The organism is Paenibacillus sp. PK3_47, from assembly GCF_023520895.1.
Lineage (GTDB): Bacteria > Bacillota > Bacilli > Paenibacillales > Paenibacillaceae > Paenibacillus_AQ.
The window spans coordinates 2918713-2937634 of the sequence record NZ_CP026029.1 but is presented as its reverse complement, the minus strand read 5'-3'; the positions used below and the strand labels follow the sequence as shown (position 1 = coordinate 2937634).

11 protein-coding genes are annotated in these 18922 nt (G+C 52.0%); 9 read left to right on the top strand and 2 right to left on the bottom strand.

What is annotated here, in order from left to right; genetic code table 11:
* Positions 1-79 precede the first annotated feature (79 nt).
* Together C2I18_RS13120 and C2I18_RS13115 are read right to left on the bottom strand one after the other, a co-directional pair.
* Positions 80-2875, bottom strand: a complete 2796-nt coding sequence (locus C2I18_RS13120) for a glycoside hydrolase family 3 C-terminal domain-containing protein (RefSeq protein WP_249901585.1) — start codon at positions 2873-2875, stop codon at positions 80-82.
* 227 nt (positions 2876-3102) lie between these two features.
* On the bottom strand, positions 3103-3285 hold the full coding sequence (locus C2I18_RS13115; protein WP_249901584.1) for a hypothetical protein: 183 nt from the start codon (positions 3283-3285) through the stop codon (positions 3103-3105).
* A gap of 319 nt (positions 3286-3604) precedes the next feature.
* On the opposite strand from C2I18_RS13115, the gene C2I18_RS13110 reads away from it, so the two are divergent.
* From C2I18_RS13110 to C2I18_RS13070, 9 genes are all read left to right on the top strand, one after another.
* On the top strand, positions 3605-4933 hold the full coding sequence (locus C2I18_RS13110) for an ABC transporter substrate-binding protein (protein WP_249902109.1): 1329 nt from the start codon (positions 3605-3607) through the stop codon (positions 4931-4933).
* Positions 4934-5062: 129 nt separating this feature from the next.
* On the top strand, positions 5063-9865 hold the full coding sequence (locus C2I18_RS13105) for a polysaccharide lyase family 8 super-sandwich domain-containing protein (protein ID WP_249901583.1): 4803 nt from the start codon (positions 5063-5065) through the stop codon (positions 9863-9865).
* 226 nt (positions 9866-10091) lie between these two features.
* Positions 10092-11867, top strand: coding sequence for a sensor histidine kinase (locus tag C2I18_RS13100; protein ID WP_249901582.1), 1776 nt, complete (start codon positions 10092-10094; stop codon positions 11865-11867).
* A 29-nt stretch (positions 11868-11896) separates the two neighbouring features.
* Complete coding sequence (locus C2I18_RS13095; RefSeq protein ID WP_249901581.1) at positions 11897-12715, top strand: response regulator; 819 nt, start codon at positions 11897-11899, stop codon at positions 12713-12715.
* A 214-nt stretch (positions 12716-12929) separates the two neighbouring features.
* On the top strand, positions 12930-13811 hold the full coding sequence (locus C2I18_RS13090) for a carbohydrate ABC transporter permease (RefSeq protein WP_249901580.1): 882 nt from the start codon (positions 12930-12932) through the stop codon (positions 13809-13811).
* A 13-nt stretch (positions 13812-13824) separates the two neighbouring features.
* Positions 13825-14652 (top strand): carbohydrate ABC transporter permease, encoded by an 828-nt coding sequence (locus C2I18_RS13085; protein ID WP_249901579.1) that lies wholly within the window; start codon positions 13825-13827, stop codon positions 14650-14652.
* Between the two features lie 31 nt (positions 14653-14683).
* On the top strand, positions 14684-16939 hold the full coding sequence (locus C2I18_RS13080) for an FAD-dependent oxidoreductase (protein WP_249901578.1): 2256 nt from the start codon (positions 14684-14686) through the stop codon (positions 16937-16939).
* Positions 16940-17125: 186 nt separating this feature from the next.
* Positions 17126-17317 (top strand): hypothetical protein, encoded by a 192-nt coding sequence (locus tag C2I18_RS13075; RefSeq protein WP_249901577.1) that lies wholly within the window; start codon positions 17126-17128, stop codon positions 17315-17317.
* Positions 17318-17616: 299 nt separating this feature from the next.
* Positions 17617-18921 (top strand): putative DNA modification/repair radical SAM protein, encoded by a 1305-nt coding sequence (locus C2I18_RS13070; RefSeq protein WP_249902108.1) that lies wholly within the window; start codon positions 17617-17619, stop codon positions 18919-18921.
* Position 18922: the final 1 nt, after the last annotated feature.

Genomic DNA, 18922 nt, shown 5'->3' with positions numbered 1-18922 from the left:
AAGACACCCAAAAAGGTGTCTTTTGCATCGGATTTTCTTCAGCTGAGGTACAAGCCCCAAAAAAGGGCCTGAATGTCCGTTAGACTTGTTTGAACTCCAGGGAACCGATCTGGATGCCCGGCTTCACGTAATCAAACTTCAGCTCGTACAGGCCTGCTTCAAGCTCCACTTTGACAAGCTTCAGCTTAATCCATTGTCCTTCAGTACCATTCGTCTGAATGGTGGTCACTGTCTGACCGTTCAGAGTCAGATTGCACGCGCTCTGCGCAAGCTCGGTATCCGGAGACATGACATTCGCAAAGACACGGTATACACCGGCCTGCTCCACGTTCATGAACGTGGACCCGGCTGCAGCCGGTTTAACCTCAGCACTTGACTGTGCCTGCTCCTGCGGCAGAGATGCATTAGCCTTGAAGGTATCAATCGTCTCTTCGATCACCTGATCTCTGGAGAACACCGGCGCCTGCATGATGAACCTGCAGATGTTCATGGCACTGCGCTGCAGCTCACCGCGGGTAAGCGTACCGTCTGCAAGCGATTCAATCGTATTGTCGCCCCATACATTGGTTTCTGCGCCATAGTTGCTGACAACCATGTACAGATCATTTTGTGCACGGACCATCCAGTTGGTATATTTCCGGCTCGCCGGACCGCCTTCGCTGACATTGTTCATGATTGCCCACCAGTCGGTCATAACAATGCCATCGAAGCCCCATTCGCCGCGGAGAATCGTGGTATTCAAATCATAGTTGGAAGCCGCCCAGTGTCCGTTAACCGGATTATAGGAGGTCATGATTGAATTTGCTCCGCCTTCTTTAACTGCAATTTCAAAGCCTTTCAGGTAGATCTCCCGCAGGGCGCGTTCAGAGACAACGGCGTCCACCTTGCTGCGGTACTTCTCCTGGTTGTTGCAGGCAAAATGCTTCAGCGTGGCATTGGAGCCGCCTTTTTGAATTCCGCGGGTGCAGGCTGCAGCGAATACCCCTGAAATCAGCGGATCTTCCGAGAAATATTCAAAGTTCCGACCGTTAAGCGGACTGCGCCGGATGTTAAGACCTGGTCCGAGCAGCGTATCGACATCATTTCTTACCAGCTCCCGGCCTTCCATCACGTACAGCTCCTCGACCAGGTCCGCATTCCAGGTAGCCGCAAGCAGGGTGCCGATGGCAACCTGGGTGGCCTTTTGTCCGCTGTCCATGCGGATACCAGACGGGCCGTCTGCCGTACAGGCAACCGGAATGCCATAGCTGAACAGCTGATCACTCACGCCGCCAAAGGCCGAAGCTGTACCCGGTGTTACCAGCGGGCTGCTCATGCCTTCGCCTCTGACAATCGCTGCCAGATCTTCGTCGCTAAGCTGGGCGATGAAGGCCTCGATGCTGACCTTTCCTTCATGTACATCTTTCAGTTTGTATCCTTGATCCCCGGTCTGCTCCAGCGTCTTTGGAAGCCTCTTCTCAATCCGTTCCGCCATGGAGATCTTCCGCTTTGGTGCCTCAACATAAGTCAGCTCATAGGATCCGTCCGCTTTGCGGGCGCCCGGCATCATTCTGGTGAAGCTCTCGACCGGTGCCATGGCCTCTTCCAGCTGCTGCACAATCTGAAGCTCCTCCACAGCATAGCCGTCTTGTCCATCGACAGTGAGCGCTGTCAGCGACTTGACGCTGGTGCCTGCGTAGAAGCGGTAAGTTCCGGCTTCCAGCACATACGCAGAAGCATGCCCGGTCACACCGGCATCATCATAAGAAGCCATAATATGAACAGGGAAGCTTACCGTAAGGCGCTCGGATTGGCCCGGCTGAAGAAGTCCTGTCTTGCCGAAAGCAGCGAGCGCTCTGGCCGGCTGGCCCAGCTGGCCTTGCGGAGCCTCATAATAGACCTGAACAACCTCTTTACCGGCAAAAACAGTCCCTGTATTAGTTACAGTTATATCTACTGACACATAGGTTGCTCCGTCTTTGACAGACAGCTTGGCTTCTTCCGGCTCAACGGTAAAGGTGGTGTAGGACAAGCCGTAGCCAAATTCATACTGAACCTTTTCCGGACAGAAGGTCTCAAAGTAACGGTAGCCCACATAAATATCTTCCTGATAAATATTCTTGAATTCATTCCCGTAATTACGGGTTGAAGGATAATCCTCAATAGAACGGGCAATCGTGTCCGTCAATTTACCGCTAGGTGTCACTTCACCGGCCAGTACGTCGGCAATCGCATTGCCGCCTTCCATACCGCCCTGCCATGCGTAAATAATACCGGCAATCGGGTGGGCATAGCCTTCATCATTCACCCAGCTCATATCGATAATATTCGACACATTAAGCACAACAACGGTTTGTTCAAAATGTGCAGTTACCGCTTTCAGCATTGCCTTTTCGTCAGCAGTTAACTGATAGCTTCCCGGCTCATCCGCGTTATCCTGATCTTCCCCGGCGGTGCGTCCGATCACGACGATCGCCTTGCCCGACTGGCTTCTTGCCTTAGATACCAGCTCGTCTGTCAGAGGCATTTCCTTCTGGTGCCACGGCTCTGCTGCCCAGCCGCCTCCGCCATTGTCAAAAGGATTGCTCTCAATCCACTTCTCATAGACGCCCGCCAGTTCTTCATTGACTGTAATGTCCTGTTTGCTGCGGAGCCCGTCCAGCAGATTGGTGGTATGCGAGACATGTACGCTGCCGCCGGAACCGGTTCCGCTGCGGTAGTAATTCACCTGAATTCTGCCAAAAACCGCGACGTTATCACCTTTTTGCAGCGGCAGCACCTGACCTTCATTTCGTAACAATACAGCGCCTTCTGCGGCAACTACTCTGCTAAATTCTGCGAAGCCTTCTAGTGGAATTCCGAGTTGTGTGCTCAATGTATTCTCTCCTATTCTCATCTCTATACAAATAATAGAATAACTTTATTATAAATATACAAGTATTCCCTCTCTAAAAGCAAAGACTGATTGTTGTACAGATCCATTAAAATGAAGCCTGCGGTCAGCCCCGTTGAGAGCGTTTCCGTCTTTACTGAATAATTCCCCGCGCTTGACCGGGAACCAAGACCTTAACGGATTCATTAGAATGTGCATGTGTTAAGGCCTCGCAACGCACCCTGTACGGGTTATCTCCGCGGCTTTCTGAACCGGTTGTACATGATGAGCGCACCAATGACCGCACCAACCATTCCCAGGCTGCTGGCCGAATCGGCGTCCATGCCGAACATCAGGCACAGATTAGTAACTATACTTCTTGAGAGTAACGCAACCAGTATCAGCATCAACGGACGCCAAAAGTTATATCTCATCCCCGCAACACTCCTGCCCCATTATTCGTAACTCCAGACTGAACCTTTAATAAAATAGAAATCTATTTAAATGCTATTATAGCATAAGTAAGAATACGCATACATTTTTGCTATAGGACATCGCGTATTTATCCTGCGGATTACAAATTCAATCTGCAATAGAACGTTTTAATACAACGGACGATTCCACCTGCTGTAATTGCAGAGTTATGTTCCATATTCTCCGGTATTTTGTTCCTTTCTTGCGGTTATGGCGATCTGCTATTCTTGATTTGCAAAGACAAACAAAGCTCATTAAGGGAGGTTGTCGCAATTGAAAATGAAACGTATGGCCGCCGGGATTACATCGCTCGTTCTTATAATGGGGCTGCTGGCAGGATGCTCTGGTAACGGCAGCAGTAATTCTTCTGCACCTACCAATGAAAGCGCTAGCACTGATACGCCGGCAGCAGCAAAGCCCGTTAAGCTGACCATGTGGGGCGGCGTTCCGCCGGAGTCAGGCCCGCAGGAGGTGATCGACAACTGGAACAAGGATCACCCCGAAATCCAGGTCGAATATGTCCGCTTCGTCAATGATGATGACGGCAACCTGAAGCTGGATACGGCGATGATTACCGGGCAGGACGTGGATTTATTTGTGAACTATACGATTTCCCAGGCTTCCAAGCGGGTTGATTCCAATCTGGCAGCCGACCTCAGCCAATTTACTGATTATAATATCGACGAGAAAATGGGGGCTGATGCGGAAAGCTGGAAAATCGGCGGCAAATACTACGGCGTGCCCACTACCAAAAGCCCGTTCTTCATCGCATTGAACAAGGATGCACTGGATGCAGCGGGTCTCCCGGTGCCGAAGGACTGGACCTGGGATGAGCTGCGTGAATATGCGAAAAAGCTTAAAGCAGGCAACCAGTACAGCTTCATTCAGAATATGGAGCCGTTCGTAGACCCGATTGACTCCGTGCTGTCACAGGAAGGCTACACCAAGAGCGACGGCAGTTCCAATCTTGACCATCCGCTGGTCCGCAAATGGCTCGAGACACTGGACACCATGATGAAGGAGGATAAAACTACACCGCCGCTCGGTGAACAGCTGACCTCCAAAATGCCGGTGGAACAGGTATTCCTCAGCGGAGACGTTCCCATGCTGAATATCGGGGCCTGGCTGCTGCGCAGCTCCAATAATTTTACTGATTTCCCGCGTGATTTTAAAATCGCCTTTGCTCCGGTACCGCGGCTGGCAGAAAGTGCAGACCAGTTCGTAAGCCGCGGCGGTCTGGGCGACTATATCTCCATAAACGCCAAATCCAAGAAGCAGGCGGAAGCCTGGGAGTTTCTGAAGTGGTATTCAGACGGCGGCATGGCCCCGATGGCCGCAGGAGGAAGACTGCCCGCTTCCAAGGATGCCAACCAGGATGATGCGCTGAGCAGCCTTCTGGGGGATAAGAAGGATACGTATGATCTCGATTCCCTCATGTACGTCATGTTTGATAATCAGACTCCGACCTATGTCCGCAGCCTGCCGCAGGAGGTTATGGATATGCGCTCGCAGGAGTATGAGAAGTATTTCCTGGGTTCACAGTCGCTGGATCAGACCCTCGATGCCATGGTTACCAGACATAACACTTATTTGAAACAGACTAAATAGAGGAATAGCCAATAGTAGGGGGAGGATTGCCAGATGCATAGGCAGCCTCCTCCTGCTATGTGAAGCAAAACAGTGAATGGCAGCAGGCTGCAATTAAATGTAAGCGCATTAATTCGGGGAGGGATTAGAATGAAAAGCTTCAGGTCTATCCGCACGTTCACGCTGTTGTTTGTTTGCATAGCCCTTACCATTACCGGACTTCCGTTGAAATCTGCTTACTCGGCCACACTCGACCCTGAGTACGATACTGCAAGAGGCAAATGGTTCGACATGCTGGCCGGAGGATTATATGATGCTTCCGACCCCGACATTGCCGCTGCAATTCAATCTATAACCGCAAAGGCACAGGATAATTGGAAATCAATGAATAAGGTACCCGCAGGAAGAACCTATTTGTGGAGCGATCTGGCCGCAAACTCCACCAACCCTACACATATACGCCTCTCCTATCAGAAGCTTTATGAGATGGCACTTGCCTATCAGACAGCCGGTTCTTCCCTCCAAGGAGATCCTGGCTTAAGAGACAGTGTTCTGGAAGGATTGGAGTTTTTATATGGCAGCTACTACAACAACTCTGTCACCCCTTATGGTAATTGGTGGGAGTGGGAAATCGGCGCACCGCTCGCCTTGAATGACAGTGTCGTTTTGATGTATGACGAGCTTTCCTCCGCAGCAGTTCAGAATTATATGAATGCCATTCAGCATTTCGCTGCGGGCCCCAAGGATACAGGTGCTAACCGGGTATGGTCCTGTGCTATTACCATAGGCCGAGGAATTCTATCACAGGATGAAACGCTGATCCGCAAGGGCGTAAACGGGTTAAGTCCGGTGTTCGGCTATGTGACATCCGGTGATGGCTTCTACGAGGACGGTTCCTTCATTCAGCATGAAAAATTCGCTTATAACGGTTCCTATGGCCTAAGCCTGATTGAGAACTTGAGCACCGCCCTGTATCTGGTCACCGGAACCTCCTGGGATGTAACCGATCCGGCATCAGAGAATGTGTACCGGTGGGTTAACGATTCCTTTATTCCTTTTGTCTATAAAGGCGCGTTGATGGATATGGTACGGGGCCGGGATATTTCCGTCTTCAGCCGGCAGGATCACGCTACCGGTCACCGGATGATTGCTGCTATTGTCAAAATAGCACAGTCCGCCCCCGAGCAGGAGGCTTTGCGCTACAAAAGTATGATTAAATACTGGCTGCAGAATGACACCACTCATAGTGTGTATGAAAATCAGTCTATCGACTTCATTCAGCGCACGAAGGCAATTATGGCAAATCCCCATATTAGTCCAGCCAAAGAGCCGGTTCAGACCAAGATATATTCAGCAATGGACCGGGCCGTTCACCTGCGGCCGGGCTTTGGAATAGGCATTAGCATGTTCTCCAAGCGCATTGCAAACTTTGAAACGACGAACGGCCAAAATCTGAAAGGATGGTATACAGGTGCGGGCATGACCTATTTGTACAATGGTGATTCCAATCAGTATGGAGAGAACTATTGGCCGACTGTTAACGCCTACCGGATGCCGGGTACTACCGCCGTTAACGGAAAACCGATGACTGCCGAAAGTCTCTCCCCCCAGACCTGGGCTGGCGGAACTGCCTTATCCGAAGGATTCGGGACAGTCGGCCTGTCGTTTGAGCATCTGGGTGCAGATGTAACCTCCGCTATGCAGGCCAAGAAATCCTGGTTCCTCTTTGATGATGAAATGGTTGCCCTCGGGACAGGTATAACCTCCACTTATGGAAGTAATGATGTCGAAACGATTGTGGAGAACAGAAAGATTAACACCGCCGGGGACAATCCTCTGACTGTTAACGGTATACTTAAGCCTTCAACGGCAGGCTGGTCCGAAACGATGACCGGAGTCAAGTGGGCCCACCTTGCCGGAAGCTCGCCGGGATCGGATATCGGCTATTATTTTCCTGGAGTGGCTACAATCGAAGGCCTTCGCGAGGAGCGCAGCGGCAAGTGGTTCGATATCTCCAAGTATTCAGGCGTTCTGGAACCGGGCAATCCCACGCATACCAACCGTTTCCTGAATCTCTACTTCAATCACGGAACAGCACCTACCGATGCTTCCTATGCCTACGCGCTGCTGCCCAACCAGACGGCCGCCCAAGTGAGCAGCTATGCAGGCAATCCTGACTTTATCGTTCTCGCCAATAACTCCAGTGTACAGGCGGTTAAGGAGAAGAAACTGCATGCGGTTGGTGCCAACTTCTGGACCCAGACTGAGCAAAGTGTAGATATAATTAAAAGCTCAGGCAAAGCTGCGGTTATGGTCAAAGAAAACCCTGGCAGCGATTTGTTCCTGGCTGTCTCTGACCCCAATCAGCCGGCTTCGGGTACGGTGACCCTAACGCTGGACAAAAGTGCACGATCCGTTCTGTCTGCCGATCCGCGGATTACCGTTCAGCGTCTCAGCCCGTTCATTCAGGTGACCGTAGATGTCGGAGGCTCCAAAGGCCAGCCTATTGAAGCCAAGTTTGCTCTGGAGACCTCCAATGCTGTCCATATCGAGGCCGAGGAGTACAGCAAGATGAGCGGAATTCGCAGAACATCCACTACGGATGTAAACGGAGCCTATCATATCTCTGGTTCAAACGGCAGCTGGGCTGCTTATAAACAGCTTGATTTTGGACCGGGGACTCCAGACATTAATTTGCGCATGGCTACCGCCAATTCAGGCGGGACGCTGGAGCTGAGAATGGATAGCGAGACAGGTCCGCTTGTCGGTTCCCTGGCGGTTAAAAGCACCGGCGGGTGGTCTGCCTGGTCAACGATCACCGTGCCGCTCACCGGCGCAAACGGTATCCACGATTTATACCTGTTACTCAAGAGACCGGATACCTTGGGTGTGGCCAGCATCAATTGGCTCGAATATCAATGGCGGGATGATACCTCTGACAAGACCCCCCCTATCATTCACCTTGCTCCGGATACAACCGAGCCGTCCGGAAGAGATATTATCGTTACAGCTGACATTCAGGATGACAGCGGCATCAGCGTGACCAGATGGACCTACGGGGATCAGCCAGTATCCTATTTTGCTTCAGGCGGGACAGCATTGGAGCGTGCCAGTGTGACCGGCACCACCTACTATAGCTTTAACGCACAGCATAACGGAGTTTATACGGTCTATGCCCAGGATTTAGCTGGTAATGAAGCGGTGTCCACCCTCAAAATCGACAATATTACAAGAGGGCAACCGGCAATACTGCTGATCCCAAGTCCAACTCTCCCCACCTCCGGGAATGTTTCTGTCATCGCCGCGGTGAACGTGCAGAGCGGCTTAGCAAGCCTAAAGTACGATTGGGGCCAGTTTGATATGGCGCATTTCACGAAAGGCGGAGGCATCATTCTTTCCGATCCTTCCGTTCCTATTGAGGCTACAGAAAACGGCTGGATAACAGTATATATAAGGGACGGAGCGGGCAACGAGAAGCTTCAGCAAATTCAGGTTTCTAACATAGACCGGGACAAACCGCTTCTGACTCTGCTGGGGGAATCTGTCGTTCAAATCGCCCAGGGAAGCAATTATCAGGATGATGGCGTAATCGCGGAGGATGCCACCGAGGGAGATTTGGCCTCCCGCGTTATTGTTACGGGCAATCCGGTCGACACTTCCAAATCCGGAATCTATAAAATTTATTATGATGTGACTGATACTGCCGGTAATGCTGCTGACAGGGTAGAAAGAACGGTAAAGGTTACAACAGCCGATAAACCCGCTTCACAGCCGCAGTGGCCAGCCGGAAGCAGCCTGGACATTACGGATATTGCTCCCACCAGCCTGAAGCTGAATTGGCCTTACGCAACGGATGACACGGGAGTGGCAGGATACCGCCTATATGTTAATGGTACTGAACTGGCTGATATACCAGGTGACGAGTCATCCTATACACTAACCGGGTTAACGCCAGATACGAAATATAACGTAAAGCTGACCGCATACAATCCGGATGATCTGGAGAATGAAGGATTAACTCTGGTCGTCTACACGCTCCGTTCCTCTGGAGACGGCGGCAGCACCGGTTCCATAACCAGCGGAAGTGCCCTGGTGAGTCCTGGCAATACCGCACTACAGCAGGTTGAACTGCATGCTGACGGACAGATCCTTCCGCTTTCTTTCATATTGCTTGAAAAGGAATGGGTTTACCGTGCCGAGACAAGACTTTCATCGGCAGCTATCAAAGCGGTTCCTGCAGATTCCACAGCTGTAATCAGGCTGAAGAATGCCCAGGTTGATGAGCACGGACTTGTGCTGCTCCGCGAAGGAGATAATGTGTTTGAAATTGAAGTGTCAACGGCAGACGGAGCAAGCAGGATCTATCCACTAATCATTCACCGTACAGCAGCTGAGCCTGCCGGAACTGTTCCTGTGCTTACCGATCTCTCCGGCCACTGGGCCGAGCAATCCGTTTCAGACGCTCTGTCCGATGGGATCATCAGCGGATACCCTGACGGATCGTTCCGGCCCGATCAGCCGGTCACCCGTGCAGAATTTGCCGTTCTGCTCATGAAGGCTCTGCATTTGGAGGCAGGCTCCGCGGAGCTGGCTTTTACAGACCGCAGCCTGATCGGCGCATGGGCTCAGGGGGCAATATCCGCAGCCGTTGAGTCTAAAGTAATAAAAGGCTACAGTGACGGAAGCTTCAAGCCCGCCTCAGTCCTGTCCCGTGCTGAGATGGCCGTAATGATCGCCAGAGCGCTGGGACAGGAGCCGGCTTCCCATAAAGCTGCCGATTTTGAGGATCACAGCAGTATTCCAGAGTGGGCGGCAGGGTCTGTGCAATTGCTCGGCAGGCTGGGAATCGTAAACGGCCGCGGGGGTAACCTGTTTCAGCCTCAGGCGCCGGCAACAAGGGCAGAGGTTGTCGTTACCCTGCAGCGGATGCTTGAACAACAAGTTGACCTATAGCAGATACCGGTGGAGTGGGACCATGTCCCCCTCCACTCTTTTGCATATGTCAACGTTTCCCAATAGAACAAATCTATGCATTTCCAGACGCAGCCGCAGCACCGCTGCAACAAAACCATGCAATTTTAGATATCACGGATATGGAATTTTTTATATGTTATAATTTAAGCAACACTTGCTGGTGCGTTTCATGATGCAGCTGCATTGTACTGGAGGTCGCATCGCTATGTCCGGACTTATGCGTGTTCTTGTTCCCCAGAAGCTGAAATACCGTTTGTTCGCAGCCTTTGTATTCCTGATTCTGCTGCCCTTCTGTGCCCTCAATTTATACAACTATCAGCGTATCGAGACGCTGGTCCAGAAGAAAATCAGCCAGCAGAGCCACTATCAGCTGGAGCAGATGTACCGGACACTGGAGGACCAGATCAGCATTGCGTTCAAGACCCTGATTTTCCTGAAGCAGGAGGACACGGTCCAGTCTGTGCTTCTCCATCCGGAGCTGCGCAATGAGCTGGAGAACAAGCGGCTGATGGAGAACATTTTCAAGAATCTGAACAACAGCTTTTTCCTGTACAATCCTTCAGTTTACTTTATGATTCTCGATTTACATGAAAGCGTATACACCTCTTATCCCCCAAGAGATTCGCTCGTTTATGAGGATTTGCGGAATCATCCCGACTTCGACCGGAGCCAGATGAACAGCAGCTCCTACCACTGGGTCCCTAATGACAATAATTATGTCTTAAGAGATGTATCAACCAGCCCTTATCTGCTCTCTTTATACGCCTACCTGGAGGATGCCCAGAATAAGCCTTACGGCATGGCCCGGATCAGCATTGATTACTCTTATTGGCTGCGCTCCCTTCACAAGCAGCCTGATCTGCAGCAGCAGTATTTCCTGATTACACACTCCGGGGAAAATATCTCCCAGTCCGATGTGGACAGTTCTTTATCGGATGAGGTCAAGGCCAGACTCGCGGAACAGCCCGGACAGCAGTATTTTATCGATAAGGCATCAGGTTCCTTAATTAACTATATTTATGTGGAATCACTCGACTGGTACATCGTCAACCGCATCCCCCTCTCGGTGCTGTTCGTGGAGATGGAGGGGCTGAAGGGGCAGTATTTTATTACTTTTTTTGCGCTGATGACTGTATTTCTGATCATGACCTTCCTTATCGCCACAACCATCACCCGGCCGCTGTCCCACTTACAGAACAAAATGAAGGCCGCTGTGCACAAAAATCTGAAAATCCGTCTGCCTGAGCACAAATTCAGCGGTGAAATTCTGGAGCTCACCCGGACCTTTAATACGATGCTTGATGATACGAACCTCCTGATTCAGAAGCTGAAGGCAGAGGAGCGGCAGAAGGAAGCTGTACATTTTCAAATGCTGCTGGCCCAGACCAACCCCCATTTTCTGCTGAATACGCTGAACACCATTAAGTGGATCGCTATCCGTGAGCAAAATGAGGATATTACGGGCATCACCCTGTCTCTCGGCCTGCTGCTGGAAGCCAGTCTCAACACCGACAAAGATCTGATCTATTTAAAGGATGAACTGGAGCTTGTGCAGGCTTATGTCCATATCCAGCAGGTCCGGTACCGCCATAAATTTGAAGTCACCTATGCGTATGATGAGGATATCCTCTATGCGCTTGTTCCGAAGCTGAGTCTGCAGCCGCTGGTGGAGAACGCCATTATTCACGGCCTCGGACCGCTCCCGGACAACGGTCTTATTGAGATTAGGGTACACCGTGACGGAGATGGCAGGCTGGCCGTTCAGATCAAGGATAACGGAGTCGGCATGGCCCATTCGCAGGCTGCAAAAACTGTGCGCAAGCGCCCCGGCATCGGCCTTAGTAACATTCAGGAACGGCTGCGGCTCCTGTTCAGGGAAGAAGGCCATATGGAGATCCGTACTTCAGATCAAGGGGTCACAATTACATTCACGATTCCTTTTCTGCTCTCTACACCTTACGGCAATGAGCATCCAGCTTAATACCATGAACATCCGGGAGGTTATCACGCATGTGGAAAGTTCTGCTGGTTGAAGATGAAGTGTTCGTACGTGAATCGGTACGCGAGATTATTGCCTGGGAGGAACTCGGCTTCACTGTAAGCGGGGAGGCAGGCAACGGCGCAGAGGCTTTGGACATGATCCGGCAGGACGCCCCTGACCTGGTCATTACCGATATTATTATGCCCGGGATGGACGGCGTGGAGCTCCTCAGAAGGACCCGGGAGGAAGGATTCAGCCCCCGCTTTGTAATGCTCACCTGTATGAGCGACTTTGAGTACGTTCGGCAGGCCATGGAGTATGGCGCATCCAATTACATTCTGAAGCTGTCGATGAGCGTCAATTCGCTTCGGGAGACGCTGCGCAAGATCAGCAGCGAGCTTCTGAGGCAGCAGGACAGCAGGGATGCCGGTGCTTCCGTTCCTGCCAAATCTGCGGACAGCAGCGCTGGCACACAGGCGCCTCTTCTTCCTGAAGAGGTAACCTCCCATCCGGAAATCCAGAAGATCCTGCAGTATATCCATGATCACTATCCGCAGGATATTACGGTGAAGTCGATGTCCCAATACGTGATGATGGGCGAAAATTATGTCAGCACCCTGTTCAAAAAGAAAACCGGCCAGACCCTGATCCACTATCTGCACCAGGTCCGTGTCAATCAGGCGATCCAGTATCTGATTCATTCCGATCTGCCGGTGTATGAGGTCGGCAACCGGGTCGGCTTCATGAACGACAATTATTTCATCAAAATCTTCAAACGTTTAACCGCCTGTACCCCCAGCCAGTTCCGGCAGATGAACAAGGGCAAGCCGGAAACGGTCAGCAGCTGATCCATAGCTTTCTAATTAGAGCGGCATTCCTACACGGATTGCCGCTTTTGCTGTTATAGCGGATAGAACAAAACTATGAAATACCGTATTTTTGCCTGCGTAAAACTGTATATTTCTGTGCCATGAAGTCGGGGGTTTTGTTCCTTAACCGCTTTCAATCCGCTTGCTACACTTGATGTGTAAATATCAAAAGACCTAAAAGGAGTGGGGTTATGTGAAGACATCCTGGATGAAACGGCAGCAGTACCTGGGCTATCTTTTTATCGGGCCAAATATGATTGGCGTGATTTTATTTTTTATCATTCCGGCCGTCTATTCGTTCTATCTCATGTTCACAGACTACAAATTTATGAATCCGGAGACGAATTTTACCGGTCTGGCCAACATCAAGCGGATGCTCGGGGACGAGGTCTTCTATACCGCGATCAAGAACACCCTGCTGTTCCTGGCCTCTGTGCCTGTGTCGATCGGGCTTGCGTTCATCGTCGCCGTTGTCCTCAACCGTTCGGTGTATTTCAAGAAAATGCTGCGTGCGTTATATTTCATGCCTTACATCACCAGCGGGGTGGCTGTAGCGTTTGTGTGGATGCTGCTGTTCCAGCCGAACAACGGCCCGGTCAACGGTATTCTGCGGTCCCTGGGCATTGCCAATCCTCCCGGCTGGTTATCTACCATGGAAAGCTCGATGTATGCCATCGACATTATCTGGATCTGGTTCATGCTCGGCTACAATATGATCATTTACCTCGCTGCCCTGCAGGAAGTATCCGGCGAACTGCTGGAAGCCGCCAAAATTGACGGTGCCCGCACCTGGCAGACGGTCCGCAGCATCCTGTGGCCGCTGGTCAGCCCGACGACCTTTCTGCTGCTCATTACCGGATTGATCATGTCCATCAAGCAGTTCGGCATTATCCAGGCCATTACGCAGGGCGGGCCGGGGAACAGCACCACGGTGTTATCCCTGTTCATTTACCAGAACGCCTTCCGCTATTACGAAATGGGTTATGCTTCCGCGGTATCCTGGGCCCTGTTCCTGATTATTATGATTTTTACTGTGATTCAATGGCTGGGCCAGAAGCGCTGGGTTCACTACTAAAGGAGGAAAGACAATGAATAAAGCCGTGTTATACAAGAGCATTATTACGCTGATCATGGTGTTTTTCAGCATCGTGATGATCGTGCCTTTCCTCTGGATGATCAGCACTTCGTTCAAGACTCCTGCGGAAGTTTTTGAATACCCCATCCGCTGGATTCCGGCTCATTTTAACTGGGATCATCATGTGAAGGTATGGAGCGGGTCCGGCAGCTTTGTGCAGTATTATCTGAATTCGCTCAAGGTCTCGGTCATCAGCACGATTGGAGCTGTCCTTCTGTCAGCACTCGCCGCCTACGGCTTTTCAAGAATTGAATTCAAAGGACGCAATACCATGTTCCTCGTGTACCTGTCGATGATGATGGTGCCGCCGCAGGTGCTGTTCGTGCCCAAATTCATCATGTTCGACTGGGCCGGCATCTTCAACACCCATTGGGCGCTCATACTGCCCGGGATGTTCACGATCTTCGGTGTGTTCATGATGCGCCAGTTTTTCCTCTCTGTGCCCCAGGAGATATCCGAAGCTGCTTTTATCGACGGTGCGGGCCACTTCCGGATCTTCTCGCGGATCATTCTGCCGATGGCCAAGCCTTCCCTGGCTACCCTGGCGATCATTGACTTCTCCTGGCACTGGAATGACTACGAGAATGCGCTGGTATTTCTGATTGACCATGATTTGTTCACGGTACCGCTGGGTCTGCAGAATTTCATTCTTGAAAATAACGTCGATTACAACGGCATGATGGCTGCGGCAACCGCCGGTATTATTCCCATGATCCTCGTATTCCTGGTCGGGCAGAAATATATTATCGAAGGCGTCGCAAGCTCGGCAGTGAAAGGTTAACTATTCCGCTTGAAAGGGGTATCCATTCATTATGAAATTGGAGCACGTACACAGTGACATTACAGTTGTCGGCGGAGGGCTGGCAGGCGTGTGCGCCGCTATCGCTGCGGCCCGGCTGGGCAAAAAGGTCGCGCTGATCCAAAACCGTCCCGTCCTGGGCGGCAATTCCAGCAGTGAGGTGCGGGTATGGGTATGCGGCGCCACGGCGCACGGAACAAACCGTTATGCCCGGGAGACAGGCATCATGGGCGAGCTGTTCGTGGAGAACCAGTTCCGCAATCCTGACGGCAATCCTTATCTGTGGGATCTGGTCATTCTTGAAGCTGTTCTTGCCGAGCCCAACATTACTCTCTATCTCAATACGGACGTACACGAAGTGGAAGCGGCTGGCACGGAGTCTGCACGGCAGATCCAATCCGTAACCGGCTGGATGATGGGCTCCGAACGGAGGATTATTTTCGAAAGCCCGCTGTTTCTGGACTGTACAGGAGATGGCCTCGTCGGGTTTCTAGCGGGAGCCGGGTTCCGGATCGGCCGGGAGGCACGCCATGAATACAATGAGGAATGGGCGCCGGAAACTGCGGATGACATTACGCTGGGCAGCACTATGCTGTTCTATACCAAGGATGCCGGACATCCCGTGAAGTTCGTGCCTCCCACTTTTGCCAAAGATATTACGAAGACGACCATTCCGATGAAAAGAGTGATCCGCAGCGGCGATTCCGGCTGCCATTACTGGTGGATTGAATGGGGCGGCGAGCTGGACATCGTTCATGACAATGAAGCCATCCGCGACGAGCTCTGGGCCGTGATCTACGGGGTGTGGGATTATATCAAAAACTCCGGTAAATTCGATGCCGGGAACATGACCCTGGAATGGGTCGGCTCCCAGCCGGGCAAACGGGAATACCGCCGGTTCACCGGGGAATATGTCTTGACGCAGAATGATATTATCAGCCAAAAGCTGTTCGATGACCGGATCGCCTTCGGAGGCTGGTCTATCGACCTGCATCCGCCGCAGGGGATGTATGCCACGGAGAGCGGCTCCAGGCATATGCATGCGGACGGCAATTATCATATTCCTTTCCGCAGCCTATATTCTGCGAATGTGTCCAATCTGCTCTTCGCGGGGCGCAATATCAGCGCTACACATGTCGCATTTGGAACAACCAGAGTGATGGCCACCTGTGCCATTCTCGGTGAAGCCGCCGGCACAGCCGCTGCCCTGTGTGCGGATAAGGGAATTTCACCTGCTGAGCTGTCGCGTGACCATACCCCGGCACTGCTGCAGACACTGCTGAAGCAGGATGCCTCTGTCTTGGGTCTGGCCAATGAGGATACTGGCGATTTGGCCCGGCAGGCACGGGTCAGCGCTTCTTCTTTCCTGTCCCGGATCGCCATTGAATCCGCCGACGGGGAATATCCGCTGGAGCATGACATTGCCGTCCTGCTTCCGGCTGATCCGGAAATCTGCGGTACGCTGGAATGGCTGGTGAGTGCAGCGGAAAATACGGAAATGACGGTGGAAGTCTGGAGTACCGGCAGACCGGAAAATTATGTACCTGCCGCTTTGGAAGCCCGGGTTACCGTTCCTGTCAGCAGAGGTAACAAGATGTGGGTGCCGGCGGCACTGGAATGGACACCGGAGATGCCTCAGAATGCTTTTGTTATTGTGCGCAGCAACCCGTCCCTCCGGCTGCATCTCTCCAGTACCCCGCTGACCGGGCTGCTGGCCTTTGAACGCGGTGCGGCACCAAGCGTCTCCAAGGATCTGGAGGATCACGACAGCACCCAGCCCGTGGTGGAATGGAGCATGAAACGGCTGAACCGTAAAGCCTTCTGTATGCGGACAACATTCCCTACAGACGCCTACCGGCCGGAGCAGGTTACAGACGGGTACACAAGACCTTATGGAGGACCGCATATCTGGCTGTCCGGGAGGCTTGAACAGGATGCCGAGCCATGGCTGGCACTGGAGTGGAAGGAGGAGCAGAGCATCCGGGAAATCAGACTTATTTTTAATGATGATGTCAATGAAGACCTTATTAATCTGCACCATCATATGACACCTTTTGAGGTCATTCCCGAGCTGGTGCGAAGCTACCGGATTGAAATGCTGGATGAGAAAGGCGGCTGGATCCCTGTCGCTGCAGAAAGAGACAACCGGAAGAGAAAGCGGGTCCATCTCCTGGAGAAGGCTGTAAAGACAAGTGCCATCAGACTGGTTGTACAGGAAACGAACGGTTCTGCCCATGCTGAAGTGATTGAGATGCGGGTGTATGCTTAAAATAAAGCATTTCGTGCGCAATCCCGGCAAGCTGCGGCATGCGATTAACTGAAGCAGCCGGAAGTTCCTGTTTGCCTGGACCTGCTGTATGGGAAACTTTACATGGGAACACTATTCGCTCCCTTCCCAGCGAATTTAATGACACCGGCAGCTGAAATTTAAGACACCCATGCGGATGTCTTCAGAGTGTTGAGAAACCCGGATCTTTTAATGGTCTTGGGTTTCTTTGCCGTGTTTCTATGTCTGCGGACGAGGCATCCGTTATATGCCTCATCCTCTTTCGCAGCTAACGGACGCAGCGTCCGTTATTTGCCTAATATCGCTCCGTTTCCATCGCTAACGGACCGCCGTTCCTTTATGCTGCAAAATGATGAGTAAATTGAGCCCTTTCGGATGAAATAACGGATCTGGGGTCCGTTAATATTTCAAAACATACCTTTAGCGCAAAATAACGGATCTGGGGTCCGTTAGCCTTAGCCTTTCCAAGTCATTAATAGGTTCTGGTGCGCGTGATTTGATGGATGGGAGCCGGCAATCGTTAACGCAGTGTCGTGTGAAATCAAAGCCACATAAAGAAGGCTGTCGTGACTCTCTCGACAGCCTGTCTGGCTTTTGACAGGAACATGTGTTCGGTATATAATTTAAATATAGGAGGAGGGTATTATACTGTGGATGTAATGGAGAAACTTGAGATTTTAACTGCTTCGGCCAAATATGACGTAGCCTGCACCTCCAGCGGTTCCAGCCGCAAGAGCCAGCCCGGAGGGCTGGGCAATGCCGCCAGCATGGGGATCTGCCACAGCTTTGCGGCAGACGGACGCTGTATTTCACTGCTCAAGGTGCTTATGACCAACGGCTGCGTATATGACTGTGCCTACTGCATCAACCGTAAATCCAATCCTGTACGGCGGGCTGCCTTCACACCGCAGGAGATTGCTGATGTAACCATGCAATTCTACCGCCGCAATTATATAGAAGGTTTATTCCTCAGCTCAGGCATTATGCGTAATCCCGATTATACAACCGAGCAGCTGATTGCCGCGCTTGAGCTGCTTCGTAACGAATATAAATTCAACGGCTATATCCATGTCAAAGCCATCCCAGGCGCAGACGATGCACTCTTATCCAGACTGGGCCTGCTTGCCGACCGCATGAGCGTCAACATTGAGCTGCCTTCCCAGGAGAGCCTGGACCGGCTGGCTCCGGATAAGAGCAAGCAGTCCATCCTGAAGCCGATGGGGCTGATCAAGAACAAGATTACCGAGAACCGTTCGGATCTCGTGAAATATAACCATGCTCCCCGCTTCGCGCCGGCAGGGCAGAGCACCCAGATGATTGTCGGCGCAACACCTGATACCGATTACCAGATTCTGAATCTTACCGAGGGGCTGTACCGGAAATACGGGCTGAAACGTATTTTCTTCTCCGCCTACACCCCTGTGGTGGAGGATTCACTGCTGCCTTCCCTCGATACTAAGCCTCCGCTGCTGCGGGAGCACAGGCTGTATCAGGCCGACTGGCTGCTGCGCTTCTACGGCTTTGAAGCCAAGGAGCTGCTGGATGAAGCAGCACCCAATTTCAATCCGCTGCTGGATCCGAAATGCAGCTGGGCCATTAACCACCCGGAGCATTTCCCGGTGGAAGTTAACCGCGCACCCTATGAGATGCTGCTGCGCGTGCCCGGCATCGGGGTAAGAAGCGCACAGCGGATTCTTAAGGCCCGCCGGGCAGGGACACTGGATTATCCTGCGCTGAAGAAGCTCGGCGTTGTCCTCAAGCGCGCCCAGTTCTTCATTACCTGCAAGGGCAGGCCGCTTGAAGGGCTTAAGGTCGGCGAGCATACCCTGCTCCGTTCACTTATGTCCGGTCACGAGCTTGCCCAGTTCCGCCAGCCGGAGGTGGAGCAGCTCTCCTTTTTCAGCGACACCGATCTGGAATCATTACCGGTAGCCGCAGCGTCAGCGTTCAGGATAGGAGTGTAGC